Here is a 20306-nt window from a genome sequence, read left to right on the forward strand (position 1 = left end):
TTTCTTATGATTTCACAGGTGATTTGTTAAGTATTAACTCTATACACTTGTTTACATCACCCGCACCGATTGTTGCAACAATGTCACCCTTTTGAGCAGTATTCAATACATATTCTGCTATTTTTTCAAATTGATTTATATACTCACAGTCAACACCTGCTTTTTTGAGCTTTTCATATAAATCTTCTGAGCTAACACCATATACATTCTTTTCCCGCGCAGCATAGACATCAGTGACAATAACTTTGTCTGCTAAAGAAAGGCTTTTTACAAACCCTTCCATGAGACTTTTGAGTCTACTAAATGTATGTGGCTGAAAGATTACAATAACTTTTTCTTTGGCTAATTTTCTCAACGTCCTAAGTGTTGCTTCTATTTCAGTAGGGTGGTGAGCATAGTCATCATAAAGGAGTATGCCGTCAATTTCACCTAATTTCTCGAGCCTTCGAGATGCGCCACAAAATTCAAAAATAGCTTCTTTGATAGTATTTTTATCAATTCCCAATGTGTATGCAACTGAAAAAGCTGCTAAGCTATTATACACATTGTGAAATCCAGGGATATTAAGTTTAATATGGCAAAGATGTTTAAAATCTTTGTTAACAACATCAAATTCATAATAGCCATTGCAGGAAGTTATATTGTCTGCCCAAAAATCTGCCTTTGTTTTGGTGGAAAAATATATTACATTTTGCTTTAAATTACTTGCAACTGAATAAACATTCTCATCGTCAAGATTTGCAACAATAAATCCGTTTTGGGGAATTTTGAGAGCAAACTTTCTGAAGGAGTCTTTGATTGACTCTATATCCTTAAAATAGTCCAAATGGTCATTGTCAATGTTCAAAATTACACCAATGCTTGGATTGAACTTTAAAAAGCTATCGACATATTCACATGCCTCAACAACTAAATACTCACTTGAACCAATACAGAAATTTCCACCAAGCTGTTTTACAAATGCTCCAACCAAGACTGTAGGATTTAAAAGAGCTTTTTTTAAAATGTATCCTATCATTGAAGTAGTAGTAGTTTTTCCATGTGTGCCAGAAACTGCTATAACATTTTTATAATCTTTCATGAGCATTCCTAAAAACTCAGCTCTCTCATAAACTTTAAGCCCCAACCTCTTCGCCTTTACAAGTTCTGGGTTGTCTTTTGAAATGGCCGCTGTGTAAATTATTATCTCATCACCTTTTATGTGATTTTCATCATGTCCTATATATACATTAATTCCCTTTTCCCTTAGCATTCTCGTGGTTTTGCTCTCTTGCATATCAGAACCTTCTACAATATGTCCATGATTTTTAAGAATGAGTGCGATTGCACTCATCGATATTCCACCAATGCCGATTAAAAAGAATTTATTCATTAAAAAACTTACCTCCAACAACAGAAATTTTTTCAATATTGAAACTATCATACATTTTATATTATACTTCTTTTTTGTTTGAATTGTTAAAATAATTTTAACTTATCGAACGTTCATTTAATTTTTCTTTATGTCATTCGGTAAGTGTGATATAATTATTCTCAATATTGGGGTTTTTTATTTTGGAGGTGCAAAGTTTAGAATGGAAAAGGCAGGAAAAGCCGAAAGGCTTATATATATTACTAATATCTTAACGCAAAATCCAATGAAAGTTTTTAGTTTAAGTTTTTTTTGTGAGAAATTGAACTGTGCTAAATCTACTTTGAGTGAAGATATTGACCTCATCTCAAAAGTGTTTGTTGAGACAGGACAAGGTCGACTTGAGACAATAAGCGGTGCTGCTGGCGGTGTTTATTATATTCCGGTTATGAAGAAAGAGGAGGAGATAGAATTTTTGAACTTTTTGAAAAATGAGCTTCAAAACCCAGAGAGAATTGTATCTGGCGGTTTTGTATATATAAACGACATTGTATTCAGCCCAGAGATAATTAAAAAGGCTGCAAAGATTTTTTTGAGGCTTTTTTTAGAAAAAGAAATAGACTATATTGCCACTGTTGAGGCGAAAGGAATTGCACTTGCATCTTATGTTGCACAGTATTTTAACAAACCATTAGTTGTTGCGCGAAGTGGAAGCAAGTTTACAGAAGGCTCGACAGTCAATATCTCATACATCTCAGGAACAACAGGGAAGATTGAGACAATGACAATGGCAAAAAAGGCTATAAAAAGAGGCTCAAAGGTGCTCTTTATAGACGATTTTATGCGCGGTGGCGGTACTGTTCGTGGGATGAGAGATTTGCTCAGTGAATTTGAGTCCACATTGGTGGGAGTTGGGGTTTTGATTGCCACAAAGGATAAAAAAAGCATTGATATAGATTATAAAAGCCTTTTGATTTTAGATACCCTTGATGCAGAAAACAAAAAGATTGAATTTTCGATAAATAATCAAGTAATTTCATAAAATTTATATAAAATGCACTAAATTGAAAGGAAAATTTGTTGAAAATACTAAAGGGAAAGATAGAAAAATGTAGAATTATATAAACTAAACAGAAAGTAAAATTAACATGGAGGATGGGCTTATGCAGGTGACAGATGTTAGGATTAGAAAGATTACAAATGAGGGCAGGATGAAGGCTATTGTATCTGTGACATTTGACAACTGTTTTGTTGTGCATGACATTAAGATTATCGAGGGGCAAAATGGATTATTTATTGCAATGCCGAGCAGAAAGACACCAGAGGGTGAATTCAAAGACATTGCACATCCCATAAACCAAGAGATGCGCGATATGGTTCAAAAAGCTGTAATTGAAAAATATGAAGCTGTTATTTCAGCTGGAGAATAAAGAACTAAAAAGAAAAGGTTTCTACCCGTAACAGAAAGAAAGGTAGAAACCTTTTTTGTTATTGGGGCAGTGAAATTATATTTATTCCTGGTACAAGTGTTGTTACAATTCTTCTTTCTTGACCATTTTGTAAGATGGTAATGAGCGTAAAGCCCTTTATATCAAAGCCATTTTTGTTGTCAACAAGCAAAGTTGATTTGTCAAGGGGAGTAATTATTACATTTTTCAGTGCGATTTCATAATTGATAAACTGCTTTACGGTGGGTACCCACAAAAGTTTTTTATCTTTAAATGTTGCTACGAGTTTCAGGTTATTGTCAAGTTGCCGACTTATATATACATTCTTGTTTTTCACAATAAAAAATTTTCTTTTCTGCATAGGATGAGCAAAATAATCGTGTATAATACAAACTCCGTTTTCGTTTACAAACTTTTCAAGCCGCGGCTTTGTCAGCATTGACAAAAGATTTCTGTACCTTACAGAATTCCATTGGTATAAAGAATCACCTTCACCAAAATTATAATTTTTAAAGAAAATTTGTGGATGTTTGTTTACCTGGTTTGGTTCGAGCATATTGAGGTCATCTAACTTCACATCCAAATAAGACCAGCAGTATTTATAACCATGCTTTAAAAAAAGATTAAATGTGTAGTTTTTGCTTGTTTTTATAGCTCCTTCGCTTTTCAAATCTCCACAACGAGTACCATCAGATAAACTGTGGTCAATCCAGTCATCAAGTTTTAAATAACTTGTAGCATTTAATGCCTTTTCGATAAGCTGCGGGGTGTTTTCTTTTGCAATAGGCGATGCTGTGTGAAGCACAACCTCTATGCCTTTTTGAGCAAGAAATTCAATGAGTTTCTTGTACTCAGGATTGTAAAAACCAGGTATTCCTTTTATAGATTTGTAGAAAAATCCCCATGTTATTGGGATTTTATACCCCACAAATCCTTTTTTCATATATGAGCTATCTTTTGTATCTGTTGTGCCAAACATTATAGCTTTTATAATTGAAATCATATTTGAATCAGCATGGTTGGAGAATACTAAAATACCTTTTCTACCATCAGGCGCGCGTGATTTTATAGCATAACCGAAGTCTGCTGGGAAGATAGAATAAGTGAAGCTTTTTTCAAAACCCTTTTTAAAAAGCTGTGTTGTTGTCCAGATATGCTCTTTGTTTTTCCCAATTAAGAAATACTTTATATCATCAGAGTTTGAAAAAAACAGGAATACATTTGCTTTATTTTTTAAGTTATAAGTTTCAATAGAATCGTAATTATTAGCATAGCCCATTGCACAGTTGTCAAGCTTGAGATAAAAGTCAGAAAGAGAGTCTGTCACATACATTGGGCTTGTAAATTTTGAAATTGAATAATCGCGCTTTAGAATAAAAAGCGGCTTTGACTCAAACACAACAGGTGAGTATTCCTTAAAAACTTGGTGATCCTCTTTTGACTTCAAAATCTCTTCAACATTTATCACATCCTCTGATGATGATACAAAAACTTTTCTGGTTATCTTCTGGAAACCATTTTCAAACTCCTGTTCTATTAAGTTATTGTACTTATCAACGCGCTTTAGCGCAAAGGAGTACTTTGACGGTTTTACAAAACCTATTTTGAAATTTCTAAACTGCACAGTTTGAATGTTCTTGCCATTTTGAGAAATTTCAAATGTTATATACCTTGCATTAATTGGCAGAGAAAATGATGTCTTAAACATTCCCCAACCAGGGGTTAATTTTAGCTTTTCAGGCAATGACAATATCTTTGTTTTATTTTCACCAAAGATTGCTATCTCGACGTTTACATTCTCCTCTTCTTTAAAGTGAATAAGGCTTTGGTAGTCTACTTTGTAGTCAAACGATAACATCACAGATTGATATTCATCTTTAAGAGAAATGTAAGGTGAAGTTATTTTATAAAAGGCATTCATTGTGTGAAAGTCAAGCTTTAAGACTTTGTTTCTACCATCTGTTAAAAATGAAATATCGGAAGGTTCGCTCTTTTTAATTTTCCACTGAATAACTCCATTTTCAATAAAAGGAATATCAGTTGAAAAACTCTCTTCCTTTTTTGTTGGGGTATTATTCAAAAATTCTGGGGGTAAAATCTTGGCGACGCCTTGATTTCCTTTTAAGATTTCAACTGCATTTCCTTTTGCTTCAATTGAAAAGTGGGTTTTTTCGGGAAGGTTTTGTTTACCTGTTGCAAATATAGCTGTAGAAAAAGTTGATATAAACATGATAATAACTGCAAACACTGCAAGTCTTTTTGTCATCTTTTCTGCTACCGACTCCCTTCTTTTTTCGCGTGTAGTTTCCAAATATTAATTATATGTTGACTCTCTCTAAAATTCAATTAAAAATTTTAGTCAGTTTGTTTAATTAATTTAACAATATCTGATACAAATACAAATTTTATGTTTTCTCTTTGAGCATCTTTTAATACTTCTTTAAATGCCTCAATAGTTGTAAGGCCACCTTCCTGACCTAAATGTCCAATTCCCACTGCAAATCCCTTTTTCTTTGCTATGTTGAAAAGGAGTTTAAATTTGTCTTGTATAGGCTTTAGCTCATTTTTTGAATCCAATATGACATCGTGGGATATCACATCAATACCTTTTTGCTTTCCAATCTTTGAAAATAGCGATTTTGGTGATGACGTTGAGTCAACAACTATCATGTTGTTTGCCTTTGCTAAGCTCACTAAGTGACCGACTATTTTCTCATTTGTACACACAAGTGTTCCCAAATGAATGCTAAAGCCTTTGCTGTGCGGTAGGTTTAACATTGCATCTTTGAAAATCTTATCAACCTCATCATCGGGGGTGCTGTTCATTATACTGCGTGGTGATAGCCAAAGAGTATTCTGATCTTCTGGTTCCATTGAAAGATGCATCAAAATCTCTTTGTTGCTTTTACTGCACATAAGAGCAATTTTATTGGAAAAAGGTAAGAAAGGAATAATTGCAACATCAAATGGAAGATTAATCTCCAAAAGTTTGTGAACCTCTTGCTCATCCATTCCTGCATCTTCGAATATCAAAGATACATACGCTTGAGATTGTGCTGAGGTTTCAACAGCTTGTGGTCTTGGATTGTAAAAAATGTAAACAAGTGCAAGTACAATAAAACAAAAAATTGCAAGTAAAGGAATGAAATATTGACTTAGCTTTGCTTTCTTAATGACAATGAGAATATATCTTCTTAATTTCATGATCTTTTAAGAGTTTTAGTTTCTGATAATAGATTATTCATTCAGATTTTTTGATATACCACCAAAAATGGTCATTTGAGATTTTTAACAAACTCTTCAAATTGCTCTGTCGAGGTAACACTATATTTTTTGTGGTATCTAACTTTATTATATTCATCAATTAAATCTTCAATAATGCTACTGTTTATAAGTTCGCCTCTTGTGATTAGTCTTCCCATCTCAAGTGGAGTGAGAGAGGTTTTTAGATTATAGTTTTTCTTTTGATAAAAGTACTCCATTGTAAGCTTGAAAATGATTCTTAGGCGTAAGTTCAAATCCGAAATCCTCTTGAGATTTATCTTTTTAATCTTTGTCTGCTTCGGTTTAGCTTTTGGCCTCTTTTTTGCAAGTATAAACGTCTTAATATCAGTATAGTTTTGACCTCTTTCTACCATTTGAATGTTATTTGTGACCTTTGCCAAAAACAAAAGCAAATTTCTTATCATCTCTTCAATAGCAATCTTTATAAATCCAAGTGCTTTGTAAATGAGAAATCCAAGTATTCCAAGGGCCAAAAGATAGCCGATTATATCAAGTATTTGAGAAATCAAACTCTTTTTAGCAGGTTTCATGTTTTTGAGAAGTTCAGCAATGTCATTGTTAGAGTTTGACATAGGTTTTGTTGTTGCAAAAAGTGAATTTAGAAATTCTAATATCTTTTTTATTATTTTAAAGATAAACTTTATTGTCTCCACAATGAAAGCAACAACATAGGGAGCAAAGCCTTTGAATTTGAATAAAAGAAGTAAAATTACAATAAATGCTAAACTCAAAAAGAGATTTATAAAGCTTATACTTGTTGATATGCTGTTTGTACGTCTGTATCTGCGGCTAATTAAATTTTCCAAGTTTATCCTATTTGAAAGATACACACTTGCAATAAGAAAGATTATTGAGTAGGTAGAATACTGGTTTATAATATTTTTTGGGACGTTCAAAAAAGTTGAAAGTCCACTGACAATTATAATAGCCCAAAGCCCAGCTAAAATTGCGCCAAGTGAAATGTTAACTTCTTCTTTTTCATAAACTAAGTAGGAGTGAATATAAAGGCCCATACAAAAGATTTGGCCTATGAACATCTCCAAAATTCCATAAGGTTTTAAGACAATCAAAGCAAAGCCTTGCGGGATTATTATTATGAACAAGATATTTAAGATCTTTTCCCACAGTCCTGTGCTTCTTTTTTTGATAAGATAGGGAATCAGCAAAAACAGTGCATTCATTATCAAAAATGATATAAATAAATTAGATGGGTCCTTGGTCATGACAAACGAAGAAAACATCATAAAAATTGGAAATACTAAGCTTGTTATTGCAAAAAGGTATATATATTTTGTTATAAACTGATTTGCATTTTCCAATCTGATTCACTCCATAAGCTTTTTACTGCTATAAATAATAGTATCACTAAAGATAAGTAGGATAAACATGTTTTTGCGTACGTGGCTTACAAAAAAATTCAAAAAAATTTGTTAAAAATTGATAAAGAAAAAGGGTGAAAAGTTGATGTATATATATAATGTAATGAAAAAACTAATAGATTATGTAAGTTCTATGGAAGACATTCCCATAGCGGCAGCAGTGCTCAAAGATGGTGAGATTATTAGTATACAAAAAAATGATAGCAAAAATGCCATATTTCACGCAGAAATCCTTGCGATACTTGATGCCACATCAAAGCTATCTACAAAGGACTTAAGAGGTTGCGAGATGGTTGTGACAAAAGAGCCTTGTCCTATGTGTATGAGTGCGATAGTTCTAAGTAAAGTTGATAGGCTTTACTTTGGAGCGAGGGACTTTAAGATGGGAGCTGCTGAGTCTTGCTTTAAACTTTCTCAAGATCCAAACCTGAATCATAAAGTTGAAGTAATAGGAGGAATATGCGAAGATGAATGCAAAGCACTTTTAAAGAGTTTTTTTGAAAAAAGAAGGATTTAAAGGTTGAAACTCAAAAGATAAGTTGTGTAATGCTGAATTTTTAGGGGTATATATGTAATAGAAGGAATTCTTCAAAAGTTAAAAAAGTAGTTGTAGTGTAAAAAAAGTAATTTGAAAGAAGTAGTAATAAAATTTAGAAGAAGAAAGGTTGCGAGGAAGAAATGGAGAATAAGTTTTTACAGCTTGTTTTTAGTAGTAGTCTTCAACTTGTCAAGACAATTGAAAAGGAAATACTTTCATTTTTGATGAGAGAGGCAGATGTTACTGCGGAAGAGCTTTTAGAATTCAAACTTATAGTAAATGAGCTTTTGATAAATGCCATTATTCATGGGAACAAAGGTGATAGTTCAAAAAATGTAAAAGTAAAGATAGGGGTTGTTGACAAAAAACTGAGTTATATTGTTGTAGAAGATGAAGGTGAAGGGTTTGATATTGAAGAAGTGTTCAAAGAGTACACACCTTATGAGGAAGATGAGAAAATTGAGGATTTGTATGAATTTGGACGAGGACTTATGATAGTTTCTTCTCTTTGTGAGAAGGTAAAACAGAATCAGAGAGGAAACAAGATAGTTGCTCTTCGAAGGCTTAAAAGAGAGGAAGTAAATCACCTTTGATGCTAATTTGGGCTAAGTAATATTGAAGTTGTTGTAAAAGGCTGCGAGAGAAGAAAGCAGTCTTTTTTTATTTGCAATCTTAGCAACTTGTCTTGACCAATCTTGTGTAATTCTTTTGAATTTTATATTGCAATTCCTCAAAAAATTGAGTAGAATATTAATAAGTTGACACACAAATCCACATTGAAGAATAGGTGATGGAGATATGTTGTCTGCAACAAGAAGGCAGAAGATAAAGGAAATCTTGATGGAGAAAAAGAGCGTAACTGTCACAGAACTGTGCAATATATTCAACGTATCAGATGAGACTATCCGACGTGACCTCAAAAAACTTGAGCAGGAAGGAATAATCGAGAAGAATTATGGAGGAGCAATTTTAAAAGAAGGATTTACCATTGTTCCACCTATTTCTCAAAGAGCAAAGGAATTTATACAAGAAAAAGAAAAAATAGCAAAAGAGGCAGTAAAAAGGATTAAAGAGGGTATGATAATAATCTTAGATACAGGCACAACTACCCAACAGATAGCAAGAAATTTAAAAACAGCACAACACATAACGGTTATTACCAATGGTGTAAATATTATAAATGAGCTTGTATCAAACAATAGTATTAATTTATTCTTGGTTGGCGGGAAAGTAAAAAATTCTAATTTTTCAACAGTTGGGCCTGAGGCACAAAAGAGCTTTACGCAATTTAGCGCTGACATAGCATTTATAGGAACAAGTGGGATATCGCTTGAAAAAGGTTTAACAACCTCTGATATATTTGAAGCAGAGGTCAAAAGAGCAATGATTGAAAGCAGTAAGGAAGTAATAGTAGTTGCCGACAGCAGTAAGTTTTTGAAAAATGCTATGGTTTCGTTTTGCAGTTTGAACAAGGTCACAGAGATTATAACCTCAGGAGAAATTGACAGTGAGCTTGTCGAAAAGTTTAGACAGAAAGGTGTAAAGCTCACCATTGTATAACCTTTGAGTCTTTCTGAAAGGAGCAAAGTACATTCAATGAGCAAAATTCTTACAATTGACATAGGTACAACAGCATGCAAGGTTATAGTTTTTGATTTACAAGGTAATATTTTGGCAAAGTCAAATAGGGAATATCCCACTTACACACCCCAGATTGAATGGGCAGAACAAGACCCGAACGATTGGTGGAGTGAGTGCGTAAGTGGGATTAAGGAGTGTCTTCAGCAGACAGATGGCAGTAGCATTGTTGCCATAGGTCTTTCATCTCAGAGAGAGACAGTTGTTCCGCTTGATAAGGATGGCAATATTTTGTACAGAGCTATTTCATGGATGGATAGGCGCTCACGACCTGAGGCTGAAGAAATCTCTCAGGAATTTGGGAAAGAAACTATACATAAAATCACAGGACTTATTCCAGATTCAACCTTTACAGCAACAAAGCTTTTGTGGTTTAAAAAGTATGAGCCGGATGTATTGAAAAAAGCTACAGTTTTCTTGCAACCAAAAGAGTTTATTGGGTATAAGCTAACAGGCGAGGCAGCAACAGACCATTCGCTGGCAAGCAGGACAATGATGTTTGATATAACCAAAAGACAGTGGTGGCAAGATATCTTTGAATTTGTGGGTGTGAAGCTAAATCAGTTTCCGAGGCTATGCTATGCAGATGAGATAATAGGGTACTTAAAAGATGATGTTGCAAAGATGCTTGGACTGAAAAGTGGTATTCCTGTTATAAGCGGTGGTGGAGACAGGCCTTTAGAAGCAGTTGGTGCAGGCATTATTGGTTCGCGTGTTATGGAGTCGACTGGCACAGCAACAAACGTGTCAATGTCATCAAACAAGGTTCCAGAGCTGCTTGATCCAAGGGTTGTTTGTTCGTGTCATGTAATAAGAGATTATTACCTGATTGAGCAGGGGATATCAACAAGCGGTACAATCCTGAGGTGGGTTCGGGACAACCTATACAGAGGCGAAAAAGAAAAAGGCGAGAACGCCTATGAGATAATTGACAAAGAGGCAGAAAATTCAAGCCCTGGAGCAAATGGGATTGTGCTTTTGCCATTTTTCATGGGGTCACGTGCAACAAGGTGGAATCCTGATGCAAGAGGGGTTTTGTTTGGTCTGACACTTACACATTCAAGGGGAGATATAGCAAGAAGTGTATTGGAAGGAATATCATATGAGATTCGTGCATGCATAGAGATTTTAGAAGGTATGGGCTTGAAGGTTGAAAGTGTTGTTTCAATGGGTGGCGGGGCAAAGAGCACTGTGTGGAGCAAGATAAAAGCTGATATTTTGGGGAAGAAAGTGATTGTTGAAAAGGTGTCAGAGGCTGCGTCAAAAGGAGCAATGCTTTTAGCAGCAGTGGCGATTGGTGCAAGAGAAAGCCTTATTGAAGAAAAACGCGAGGTGCTCTTTGAATATACACCAAATCCAGACAACCAAAGAGTTTATGACAGGGTATATGAAATCTACAATGAACTGTATAATTCAGTTTCCAATATATATCCAAAGATTTCAGAAATCTTAAGCTAAAAGTTAGGAGGTCTTTGAATTTGTTAGTAAATTTAAATGATGTTTTGGGTTACACAAAGGTAAAAAAATTTGGCGTGGGGATGTTCAACGGCCTTTCTGCAGACTTTTATGAAGGCTTAATTGACGCAGCAGAAGAGCTAAAAACCCCTATTATAATTGGGATTGCTGATAGGTTTGTTGACAGGCTTGACTTTGAGATGCTTGCAGAGGTAATGATTTTCCTTGCAAAAAGATCATCTGTGCCTGTGTGTGTGCATCTGGACCATGCAAAGAGCCTGAAAAACATCATGAGAGCAATAAAGGCTGGGTTTACATCTGTCATGTTTGACGGTTCAAACTTGCCGTTTGAGGAAAATATAAAGAAAACCAAGGAAGTTGTTGAGATAGCGCATTCTGTTGGTGTGAGTGTTGAGGGAGAACTTGGCGTTGTTGGAAGAGGCGAGTGGGATTTTAAAAATCCAGAGTTTTATACAAAGCCTGAAGAGGCAGAAGTATTTGCAAAACAAACAGGTGTTGATGCTTTAGCTGTTTCAATTGGTACAGTTCACGGTGTCTACAAGGGCGAGCCTAAGCTTGATTTTGAAAGACTTGCGGAAATTAGAAAAAGAGTTGATTGTTATCTTGTTTTGCACGGTGGCTCTGGGCTTTCAGATGATGATTTTAAAAAGTGTATAGAGTACGGAATTAACAAGGTGAATATTTTTACTGATCTGACTTTAGCGATAAATGAGAAGCTTCCTGAGTTTATCAAAACCACAGATAATTTGACTCCTGCAATCTTTGAGAAAATTAGAATGATTGTGAAAGAGGAAGCCATAAAGAAGTTAAAGGTTTTTGGAAGCTATGACATAATTTAGAAACAATTATAATAGATACTAATAAACTTATTTGGAGGTGTTTTAGATGAACGAGCCAATTTATAAATATCTTAAGATAGGGACAATTCATTTCATGTCTTTCCCAGAGGTTATTGGTGGAGAAGGGCCAATTGAGGAGACTTTAAAAACAGTTCTTGAAGATGATTACTTTAATGCAGTAGAGATTACATGGATAAAAGATAGTGAAGTAAGAAAAAGAGTAAAGAATATGTTAAAAGATGCACATGTGACAGTTGCGTATGGTGCACAGCCAACACTTTTGAGAACAGGGCTCAATCCGAATGACTATGACAGTGAAAAGAGAAAACAGGTTGTTGCCTTCTTAAAAGAGAGAATTGATGAAGCATGCGAACTTGAAGCAGTTGGTCTTGGGTTTTTATCAAGGCAGTATGATGAAAACCGTAAGGAAGAAGCGTATAAAGCTTTGGTTGAAACAACAAAAGAGCTTTGTGAGTATGCAAAGTCAAGAGGTAACTTTATGATAGAGCTTGAAGTGTTTGATTTTGACATTGACAAAAAGAGCTTGATTGGACCTGCTGACCTTGCAGCAAGATTTGCAGCCGAGATAAGAAAAGAATATGACAATTTTGGATTGATTGTAGATTTGAGCCATCTTCCACTTACAAGAGAAACAGCTGAGCAGGCACTTTTACCAGTAAAAGACTACCTCACACATGTTCATATAGGCAATGCTGTTGTAAAGGACAAGAACCATCCAGCGTATGGCGACAAGCATCCAATGTTTGGAATAGAGGGCGGCGAAAACGATGTTGAAGAGGTAATTGAATTTTTGAGGGTATTGAAAGATATAGGTTTTTTAAACCCAGAAAAAAGACCTATCTTGAGCTTTGAAGTATCACCTATGCCAGGGCAAGACCCGAAAATTGTGCTTGCAAGCTCAAAGAGGGTTTTGAACGAAGCATGGGCAAGACTATAAAAATTTCTGCTTCAATAGAAAAATAGAAATACTTTTAAAGTTGCGGGAGGGAAAATTTATATGAAGATACTTGTAACAAGAAGAATAATGGAACCTGCAATTGAGCTTTTGAATAAATATGGTGAGGTTGAAGTAAACCCGCACGACAGACCGATGACAAGAGAAGAACTATTGAGAGCAATTGCTGATAAAGACGCAGTTTTGACCCAGCTTGTTGATAAAGTGGACAGTGAGTTTTTTGACCATGCACCAAATGTCAAGATTGTTGCAAACTATGCGGTAGGTTATGATAACATAGATATTGAAGAGGCAACAAGAAGAGGTGTTTATGTAACAAACACACCAGACGTTCTGACAAACGCAACAGCTGAGCTTGCGTGGGCGCTGCTCTTTGCTGCGGCAAGAAGAATAGTTGAAGCTGACAAGTTCATGAGAGGTGGACATTACAAAGGCTGGGGTCCGATGCTCTTTTTAGGCAAAGGCATAACAGGCAAAACACTTGGTGTAATTGGTGCAGGTAGGATTGGCCAGGCTTTTGCGAGGATGTCAAAAGGTTTTAACATGAAGATTTTGTACTATGATTTTGAGAGAAAAGAAAACTTTGAAAAGGAAATGGGCGCTCAGTATGTAGCATTAGATGAGCTTTTAAAAGAAGCAGATTTTATATCAATTCACGTGCCTCTCACACCACAAACAAGACATATGATTGGTGAAAGAGAGCTTTCTCTTATGAAGCCGTCGGCAATATTGATTAACACAGCACGCGGACCAATTGTCGATGAAAAGGCGCTTGTAAAGGCGCTGAAAGAAAAGAAGATTTATGCTGCAGGGCTTGACGTGTATGAGAGAGAACCTGAGTTTGAGCCAGAACTGGCTGAACTTGACAATGTTGTAATGCTTCCTCACATTGGTTCTGCAACAGAAGAGTCAAGGCTTGACATGGCAATGCTTGCGGCAAACAATATAGTAGATTTCATTGAGGGAAGAGTTCCAAGAACACTTGTCAATAAAGAGGTTTTGAACAAAAAGTAATAAAGAGTATCTCGGCTTAGAAATATGTTTCCCTGCGGGAAGAGACTTGTCCCGCAGGGAGCATATGAGAGTTGTCAAAATTGTTTATTTTAAAAATCATAAAATAATGCTATAATGTTTTTGTGAACAATACGAAACAGCATTTCACAATACGAAACAGGGGAGACTGATATGTCACAAAATTCTGTTCAGTCAATTGAAAGGGCGTTTGAAATAATCGAGGCTTTGGCTGTTGAGCCAAAAGGGCTTTCAATTACTCAGCTTTCTCAAAAACTTTCACTTCACAAGACTACCGTCCACAGGATTTTGCAGACAATACTTAACAGAGGGTATGTTCAAAAAGACCCACAGACCTTGCGCTACAAGCTTGGTGTAAAGTTTGTTGAGATTTCAAGTCTTTATCTTAACAACATTGAGCTCAGAACCGAAGCACATCCGTTTTTGCGTGAGCTTGTGGCTATGCTAAATGTCACTGTACACTTGGCAATTCTTGACGGTAGTGATGTTGTCTACATTGACAAGATTGAACAGGTAAACTCAATAAGGCTTTACTCCTCAATTGGCAAAAGAGTTCCAGCATACTGTACAGCACTGGGGAAAGTGATGCTCAGCAAATTTTCAGACCAAGAAGTTGAAAAGATACTATCTACAATTTCTCTTCAATCATATACACAAAACACTATTACAAATATAGAAAAGCTTCTTGATGAGATAAGAAGTGTTCGAGAGAGAGGCTTTGCAGTTGACAATGAAGAGTTGCAAGAAGGTGTAAGGTGTATTGCAGCACCCATATATGACTACAGAGGCGAGATGATTGCTGCTATTAGCATTTCAGCACCTGTGAGCGTCCTACCACCTCACAAGGATGAAGAGAATGCGCAAAAGGTTGCGGAGACTGCAAAGAAGATTTCTCACAGGCTTGGGCATGTGGAGGAGAAAAAAACATAGGGGAAAGGAGATGTAACAGGATGGAAAAGGAACAGGTTCTGCAAAGGATAAACGAAAATGGGCTTGTTGTTGTTGTTCGTGCAGAGTCGAAAGAGAAGGCTCTTAAGATTACAGAGGCATGTATAAAAGGTGGTGCCAGCGCAATTGAGATAACATTTACTGTACCTGGCGCTGACGAGATAATAAAGTATCTTACAAGCACATACAAAGAGGATGAAATTATAATAGGTGCAGGCACAGTTTTGGATAGCGAAACAGCGCGAATTGCAATTTTAGCCGGTGCAAAGTTTGTTGTAAGTCCATATCTCAATCCTGAAATGGTAAAACTTTGTAACAGGTACAGGATAGCTTCTATGCCCGGCGCTATGACAATAAAAGAGGTTGTAGAGGCGCTTGAGTGTGGTGCAGATGTTATAAAGATTTTCCCTGGCGAGCTTTTCGGGCCAAAGATTATAAAAGCATACAAAGGACCAATCCCACAGGCAAGACTTATGCCAACTGGTGGTGTTGACCTTGACAATGTTGAAGAGTGGATTAAAGCAGGGGCATATGCGGTTGGTGTTGGCGGCAACATAACAAAATATGCAAAGGATGAGGATTATAGTAAGGTAGAAGATATTTGCAGACAGTTTCTCCAGAAAATAAAGATGGCAAAGGGGAAGGTATAGGAAAGATGTTTGAGGTGACAAGCTTTGGCGAGATAATGTTAAGACTCTCACCACCAGGATATCAAAGGATTTTACAGGCAACAAGTTTTGACATCAACTTTGGCGGTGCTGAGGCAAACGTTGTTGTTGCACTGTCAAACATTGGTGTAAAGACAAGCTATGTTACCCTTCTTCCTCCGAATCCTCTTGGTGATGCTACGGTAAACTTTCTGAGAAGATATGGAGTTGACACAAGCTATATTAAAAGAAAAGGTAAAAGGCTTGGAATTTACTTTCTTGAAAAAGGCGTGGGACAAAGGCCATCTACTGTTGTGTACGACAGAGCAGACTCTGCCATAAATGAGATACAGCCTGGCGATATTGACTGGGAAGACATTTTGAAAAAGACCAAGATATTTTTCTCAACAGGAATCACCGCTGCTTTATCACAAAATGTGCTGGACGAGCTAAAAGTGGCTTTCAAGACAGCAAAAAATGCAGGTGCAAAGGTGGCGTTTGACATCAATTATAGGTCAAAACTGTGGAGCTATGAAAGAGCAAATGAAGTGATTTCAGGTCTTATGCCGTATGTGGACATTTTAATTACAAACGAGGAGCATGTGAGAAGAGTCTTAAAGATTGATATGGAAGAAAAATATTTTGAAGGTATTGACCTTACTCTAGATGGCCAAAAGGTTTTGTTTGAAAGGCTGCAAACAAAGTACCAAAACTTAAGTAAAGTAATTCTTGCTGCAAGAAGAAGCCTCTCTGCTTCTAAAAACATCTTTTTTGCCTATACAAGTGACGAGAATGGCAACATTGTATTTTCAAAAAAGCGAGAGATAGAAGTTATCGACAGGGTTGGGGCAGGCGATGCTTTTACTGCAGGGGTACTATATGGCGTTTTAAGAGGGCTTGAAAGTGATCAGATGCTTGAAGTTGCAACATACATGTGTGCACTAAAACATACAGTTGAAGGCGACAGTTTGATTGTGACTGAGGATGAAATAAAACAGGCACTTTTACAAGATGGCTCTGGTATGATGAAAAGATAAAAAGGGGAGGGTATCAAAAAATGGAAGTTCGATTTGCGATGCATCCAAGTCAGTTCAAAACTCTTACAACAGAACAGATAAGGAAAGAGTTTTTGATTGAAAACCTCTTTGAATATGGCAAGATAAACATGGTCTACACTCATGTTGATAGGGTGATTGTTGGTGGTGCTGTGCCAACAGTGGAAGTTTTGGTCTTGGAAGATGGAAAAGAGATTGGTGCTCAGTATTTTCTTGAAAGAAGAGAGATTGGGATAATCAATATAGGCAGCAAAGGGTATGTTGTTGCAGATGGACAAAAGTTCGAACTTGACAAGAAAGATGGTCTTTATGTTGGAATGTCCACCAAAAAGCTTGAATTTGGAAGCGATGACCCTTCAAATCCGGCAAAGTTCTACTTTGTTTCAACACCTGCCCACAAGCAGTATCCAACAGAGAAGATTGATATAAAGAATACTGAAGCTCTTCATCTTGGTTCACTTTCTGAGTCAAATGAAAGGACAATCTACAAATACATCCATCCAGACGGGGTAAAAAGTTGTCAGCTTGTAATGGGAATGACCATTTTAGAGCCAAACAATGTATGGAACACCATGCCCTGCCATCTGCATGACAGGAGAATGGAAGTTTACTTCTACTTTGATATGCCAGAAGATGCGTTTGTTTTGCACCTGATGGGAGAGCCGCAGGAGACGAGACATATTATTGTGAGAAATGAACAGGCGGTAATCAGCCCGAGCTGGTCGATACACTCAGGTGTTGGTACAAAGAGCTATACATTCATCTGGGCAATGGCTGGTGAGAATCAATCATATTCTGATGTTAATCCTGTGCCTATGAAAGATTTAAAATAAGGGGCGATTTTGGAGGTGACATTGAAATGATATTGGATAAATTCAAACTGGATGGTAAGGTTGCAATTGTGACAGGAGCATCAAAAGGTCTTGGGCAGGGTATGGCAATTGCTTTGGCTGAAGCTGGTGCAGACATAGTTGGGGTAGCATCTGGGCCTTGTACAGAAACAAAACAGAAGATAGAAGCTTTTGGCAGAAGATTTTTAGAAATCCAAGCAGACTTGAGGACCATTGAGCCCATAAACTCTATCATTGAAAAGACTGTCCAAGAGTTTGGAAAACTTGATATTCTTGTAAATAATGCAGGAATTATAAGGAGATGTGATGCGATAGATTTTACAGAAAAGGACTGGGATGATGTCTTGAATCTCAATTTAAAGACAGTATTTTTCTTCTGCCAGGCAGCAGCAAGACAGTTCATAAAACAAGGAACAGGCGGCAAAATAATAAACATCGCATCCATGCTTTCTTTCCAGGGCGGAATAAGAGTTCCATCATACACGGCAAGCAAGAGTGGAGTTGCAGGAATTACAAAAGCACTTGCAAATGAGTGGGCAAAGTACAATATCAATGTCAATGCAATAGCGCCAGGTTATATGGCAACAGATAATACAAAGCCACTTCGCGAAGACCCTGTCAGAAGTGCGGAGATTCTTTCCAGAATTCCAGCAGGCAGATGGGGTACCCCAGAAGATTTGCAAGGTGCTGTTGTGTTCTTGGCATCATCAGCTTCTGACTATGTAAATGGCTGTATCTTGAACGTTGATGGTGGCTGGCTTGCAAGGTAACCTTTCAATACTTATCCCCGAGGGCTTAAGTATTGCCCTTTGGGGGTTTTACTATCTTGTGCGAAAATCTCTTTTGGCAGATGTTCTTATGAGCAGCGCAAATGCTTTAAAAGAATGAATCCTATCAATGTTAGCTGTTCAGACAATAGAATTTGGAAGAATTTTTGGTACAAAAAATAAAAATTATAAAACACATACATTATAAACCTTAGCAAAATACTAAGGTTTGTGTACATTTTTAATATGATGAAATTTAAAATTAGGACTTTAAAATAGTCTGTGTTAGATTAAAAAAATCCACCCAAATAATTAGCATTTATTGAATTATATGTTGGTAAAATATTAATTTAGTCCTTTGAAGTTTAAATTCTTCTTGAAAGCATTTTTGATTTAACGTGCTATAATAGGCTCAAACCCAAAAGAGAAATAAGCCTATAAGGAGGGAAACTATGTTAAGAAAAGGATTTTTGAAGGTTACAGTAATTTATTTGCTTTTTAGCTTTTTCTGTTTAACAATTTTTAACTCTGCTTTTTTAACACCAAAGGCTGAGGCAGCCACAAAAGTTACATTGACTTATTGGGTACCTATGGGTGCAGAACAGGCCCTGCATTACAAAAGCTATAACGAACTTCCCTGCTACCAAATATTACAAAAGAAAACAGGTATAAAGATTGTTTTTAAACACCCACCACTCAGCAGTTCTGCAGCAAATGACCAGTTCAATTTAATGATTGCTTCACGCCAGATGACAGATATAATAGAATGGGGTTGGAATGGTTATCCGGGTGGTCCACAAAAGGCATTACTTGATAAAGTTATTATTCCATTAAATAACTACATTCCAAAGTATGCTCCTAATTTGAATAATTATCTAAAAAAGAACCCTGATATAAAGAAAATGGTATCAACAGTGGATGGTGATTTGTACTGTTTCCCTTCACTAAAGGAACTTCCAATTGATGCTTATTATGGTCCTCAAGTAAGGAAAGATTGGTTAAAGAAACTCAACATTGACCCGCCTGAGACAGTTGATGAATGGTACAAAATGTTAAAAGCTTTTAAATTGAATGACCCAAATGGAAACGGTCAGCGCGATGAGAGGCCATTTTCGATTTTAAGAGGAGCTTCAAATCCACGTGCTGCCTTTGATTATAGTAGTTTTTTAGTTGGCGCATGGGGAATAAAAACAGATTTCTTCCAGATAAATGGCAAGGTTAAGTATGGCCCATTAGAACCTCAATTTAAATCTTTTATGAGCACGCTGGCAAAATGGTGGAAAGAAGGTTTAATCGACCCTGATGTACTGACAATGGATAGAAAAGTAATAGAAGCAAATGTGCTTTCTGACAAGATAGGTTCATGGCTTGGTCTTATAGGTGGACAAATGGGAACATATCTGACAGTAAAAAAAGGTACATCGTTTGATCTTATAGGAGTACCATATCCTTCTCTGAAAAAAGGTGAAAAAGTAAAAATCGGGCAAAACGAGTATCCGTTTACTGGTAGAGGTGCAGCAATTTCTACAAATTGTAAGAATATCGAAGCTGCATGTAAGGTTTTAGATTGGGCTTATAGTAAAGAAGGATATTTAGTAATGAATTTTGGAGTCCAGGGAAAATCATATGTAATTAAAAATGGACGTCCACTTTATACTGACGAGATTATGAATAATCCAAAACTTGGACCTAAAGAAGCGCTTGGTAAATATGTTCCTATATTAGGTGCTTTTGTTCAGTCAAGGGAATACAGTCTGCAGATATCCTTTTTACTTCCTCAACAAAAGGAAGCATCTAAGAACTGGTCAAAGGTTACAAACGAGATTGCTTTGCCACCAATAACTCTATTTTTAACTCCTGAAGAGTCAAATAGACTCGCAAATATTTTGAATACTGTTAATACTTTCTATGATGAAATGTTTCTTAAAATGATGACAGGTAAATACAATAATTACGATTCGTTTGTAAAGACATTAAAAAGAATGAAGATAGATGAAGCGATAAAAATTTATCAAAATGCATATAACAGGTATATGCAAAGGAAATAGTTAAGTGACAATCCAGATGTTCGAGGGC

19 protein-coding genes are annotated in these 20306 nt (G+C 36.2%); 15 read left to right on the plus strand and 4 right to left on the minus strand.

Annotated features, from left to right (window positions below):
* Positions 1 to 4 precede the first annotated feature (4 nt).
* Positions 5 to 1372 (minus strand): UDP-N-acetylmuramate--L-alanine ligase, encoded by a 1368-nt coding sequence (murC, locus tag ELD05_RS01580; RefSeq protein ID WP_127351095.1) that lies wholly within the window; start codon positions 1370 to 1372, stop codon positions 5 to 7.
* 202 nt (positions 1373 to 1574) lie between these two features.
* On the opposite strand from murC, the gene purR reads away from it, so the two are divergent.
* Both purR and spoVG read left to right on the plus strand, forming a co-directional pair.
* Positions 1575 to 2393 (plus strand): pur operon repressor, encoded by an 819-nt coding sequence (gene purR, locus ELD05_RS01585; protein ID WP_127351096.1) that lies wholly within the window; start codon positions 1575 to 1577, stop codon positions 2391 to 2393.
* Between the two features lie 121 nt (positions 2394 to 2514).
* Positions 2515 to 2781, plus strand: coding sequence for a septation regulator SpoVG (gene spoVG, locus ELD05_RS01590; protein WP_011915937.1), 267 nt, complete (start codon positions 2515 to 2517; stop codon positions 2779 to 2781).
* Positions 2782 to 2839: 58 nt separating this feature from the next.
* Here spoVG and ELD05_RS01595 read toward each other — a convergent pair whose 3' ends face one another.
* The 3 genes from ELD05_RS01595 to ELD05_RS01605 all read right to left on the minus strand — a co-directional run bounded on the left by ELD05_RS01595 (position 2840) and on the right by ELD05_RS01605 (position 7403).
* Positions 2840 to 5065, minus strand: a complete 2226-nt coding sequence (locus ELD05_RS01595; RefSeq protein WP_127351097.1) for a hypothetical protein — start codon at positions 5063 to 5065, stop codon at positions 2840 to 2842.
* 89 nt (positions 5066 to 5154) lie between these two features.
* Entirely contained in the window at positions 5155 to 6003 is an 849-nt protein-coding gene (locus ELD05_RS01600; protein WP_127351098.1) for a divergent polysaccharide deacetylase family protein, read from the minus strand.
* A 71-nt stretch (positions 6004 to 6074) separates the two neighbouring features.
* Positions 6075 to 7403 carry a hypothetical protein gene (locus tag ELD05_RS01605; RefSeq protein ID WP_127351099.1) on the minus strand — a complete coding sequence of 443 codons (1329 nt, stop codon included), beginning with the start codon at positions 7401 to 7403 and terminating at the stop codon, positions 6075 to 6077.
* Positions 7404 to 7548: 145 nt separating this feature from the next.
* Between ELD05_RS01605 and ELD05_RS01610 the strand changes: the two genes are divergently transcribed.
* The 13 genes from ELD05_RS01610 (at position 7549) to ELD05_RS01670 (ending at position 20278) form a co-directional block, all read left to right on the plus strand.
* Positions 7549 to 7980 (plus strand): nucleoside deaminase, encoded by a 432-nt coding sequence (locus ELD05_RS01610; RefSeq protein WP_127351100.1) that lies wholly within the window; start codon positions 7549 to 7551, stop codon positions 7978 to 7980.
* A 161-nt stretch (positions 7981 to 8141) separates the two neighbouring features.
* A complete protein-coding gene (locus ELD05_RS01615; RefSeq protein WP_127351101.1) occupies positions 8142 to 8594 on the plus strand; it encodes an ATP-binding protein in 453 nt (150 codons plus the stop codon).
* A 205-nt stretch (positions 8595 to 8799) separates the two neighbouring features.
* A complete protein-coding gene (locus tag ELD05_RS01620; RefSeq protein WP_127351102.1) occupies positions 8800 to 9561 on the plus strand; it encodes a DeoR/GlpR family DNA-binding transcription regulator in 762 nt (253 codons plus the stop codon).
* 36 nt (positions 9562 to 9597) lie between these two features.
* The gene (gene xylB, locus ELD05_RS01625; protein WP_127351103.1) at positions 9598 to 11097 is read left to right on the plus strand and encodes a xylulokinase; all 1500 of its coding nucleotides are present in this window, start codon (positions 9598 to 9600) and stop codon (positions 11095 to 11097) included.
* 20 nt (positions 11098 to 11117) lie between these two features.
* Positions 11118 to 11954 carry a class II fructose-bisphosphate aldolase gene (locus ELD05_RS01630; RefSeq protein WP_127351104.1) on the plus strand — a complete coding sequence of 279 codons (837 nt, stop codon included), beginning with the start codon at positions 11118 to 11120 and terminating at the stop codon, positions 11952 to 11954.
* A gap of 46 nt (positions 11955 to 12000) precedes the next feature.
* Complete coding sequence (locus tag ELD05_RS01635; protein ID WP_127351105.1) at positions 12001 to 12912, plus strand: sugar phosphate isomerase/epimerase family protein; 912 nt, start codon at positions 12001 to 12003, stop codon at positions 12910 to 12912.
* A gap of 60 nt (positions 12913 to 12972) precedes the next feature.
* The gene (gyaR, locus tag ELD05_RS01640; protein ID WP_127351106.1) at positions 12973 to 13944 is read left to right on the plus strand and encodes a glyoxylate reductase; all 972 of its coding nucleotides are present in this window, start codon (positions 12973 to 12975) and stop codon (positions 13942 to 13944) included.
* Positions 13945 to 14115: 171 nt separating this feature from the next.
* The gene (locus tag ELD05_RS01645) at positions 14116 to 14892 is read left to right on the plus strand and encodes an IclR family transcriptional regulator (RefSeq protein WP_127351107.1); all 777 of its coding nucleotides are present in this window, start codon (positions 14116 to 14118) and stop codon (positions 14890 to 14892) included.
* A 20-nt stretch (positions 14893 to 14912) separates the two neighbouring features.
* On the plus strand, positions 14913 to 15560 hold the full coding sequence (locus tag ELD05_RS01650; protein ID WP_127351108.1) for a bifunctional 2-keto-4-hydroxyglutarate aldolase/2-keto-3-deoxy-6-phosphogluconate aldolase: 648 nt from the start codon (positions 14913 to 14915) through the stop codon (positions 15558 to 15560).
* Between the two features lie 5 nt (positions 15561 to 15565).
* Positions 15566 to 16594 carry a sugar kinase gene (locus ELD05_RS01655; RefSeq protein WP_127351109.1) on the plus strand — a complete coding sequence of 343 codons (1029 nt, stop codon included), beginning with the start codon at positions 15566 to 15568 and terminating at the stop codon, positions 16592 to 16594.
* A gap of 20 nt (positions 16595 to 16614) precedes the next feature.
* The gene (gene kduI, locus ELD05_RS01660) at positions 16615 to 17445 is read left to right on the plus strand and encodes a 5-dehydro-4-deoxy-D-glucuronate isomerase (protein ID WP_127351110.1); all 831 of its coding nucleotides are present in this window, start codon (positions 16615 to 16617) and stop codon (positions 17443 to 17445) included.
* Between the two features lie 26 nt (positions 17446 to 17471).
* Entirely contained in the window at positions 17472 to 18233 is a 762-nt protein-coding gene (gene kduD, locus ELD05_RS01665; RefSeq protein WP_127351111.1) for a 2-dehydro-3-deoxy-D-gluconate 5-dehydrogenase KduD, read from the plus strand.
* Between the two features lie 449 nt (positions 18234 to 18682).
* The gene (locus ELD05_RS01670) at positions 18683 to 20278 is read left to right on the plus strand and encodes an extracellular solute-binding protein (protein WP_127351112.1); all 1596 of its coding nucleotides are present in this window, start codon (positions 18683 to 18685) and stop codon (positions 20276 to 20278) included.
* Positions 20279 to 20306: the final 28 nt, after the last annotated feature.

The sequence above is a fragment of the Caldicellulosiruptor changbaiensis genome, from assembly GCF_003999255.1.
Lineage (GTDB): Bacteria > Bacillota > Thermoanaerobacteria > Caldicellulosiruptorales > Caldicellulosiruptoraceae > Caldicellulosiruptor > Caldicellulosiruptor changbaiensis.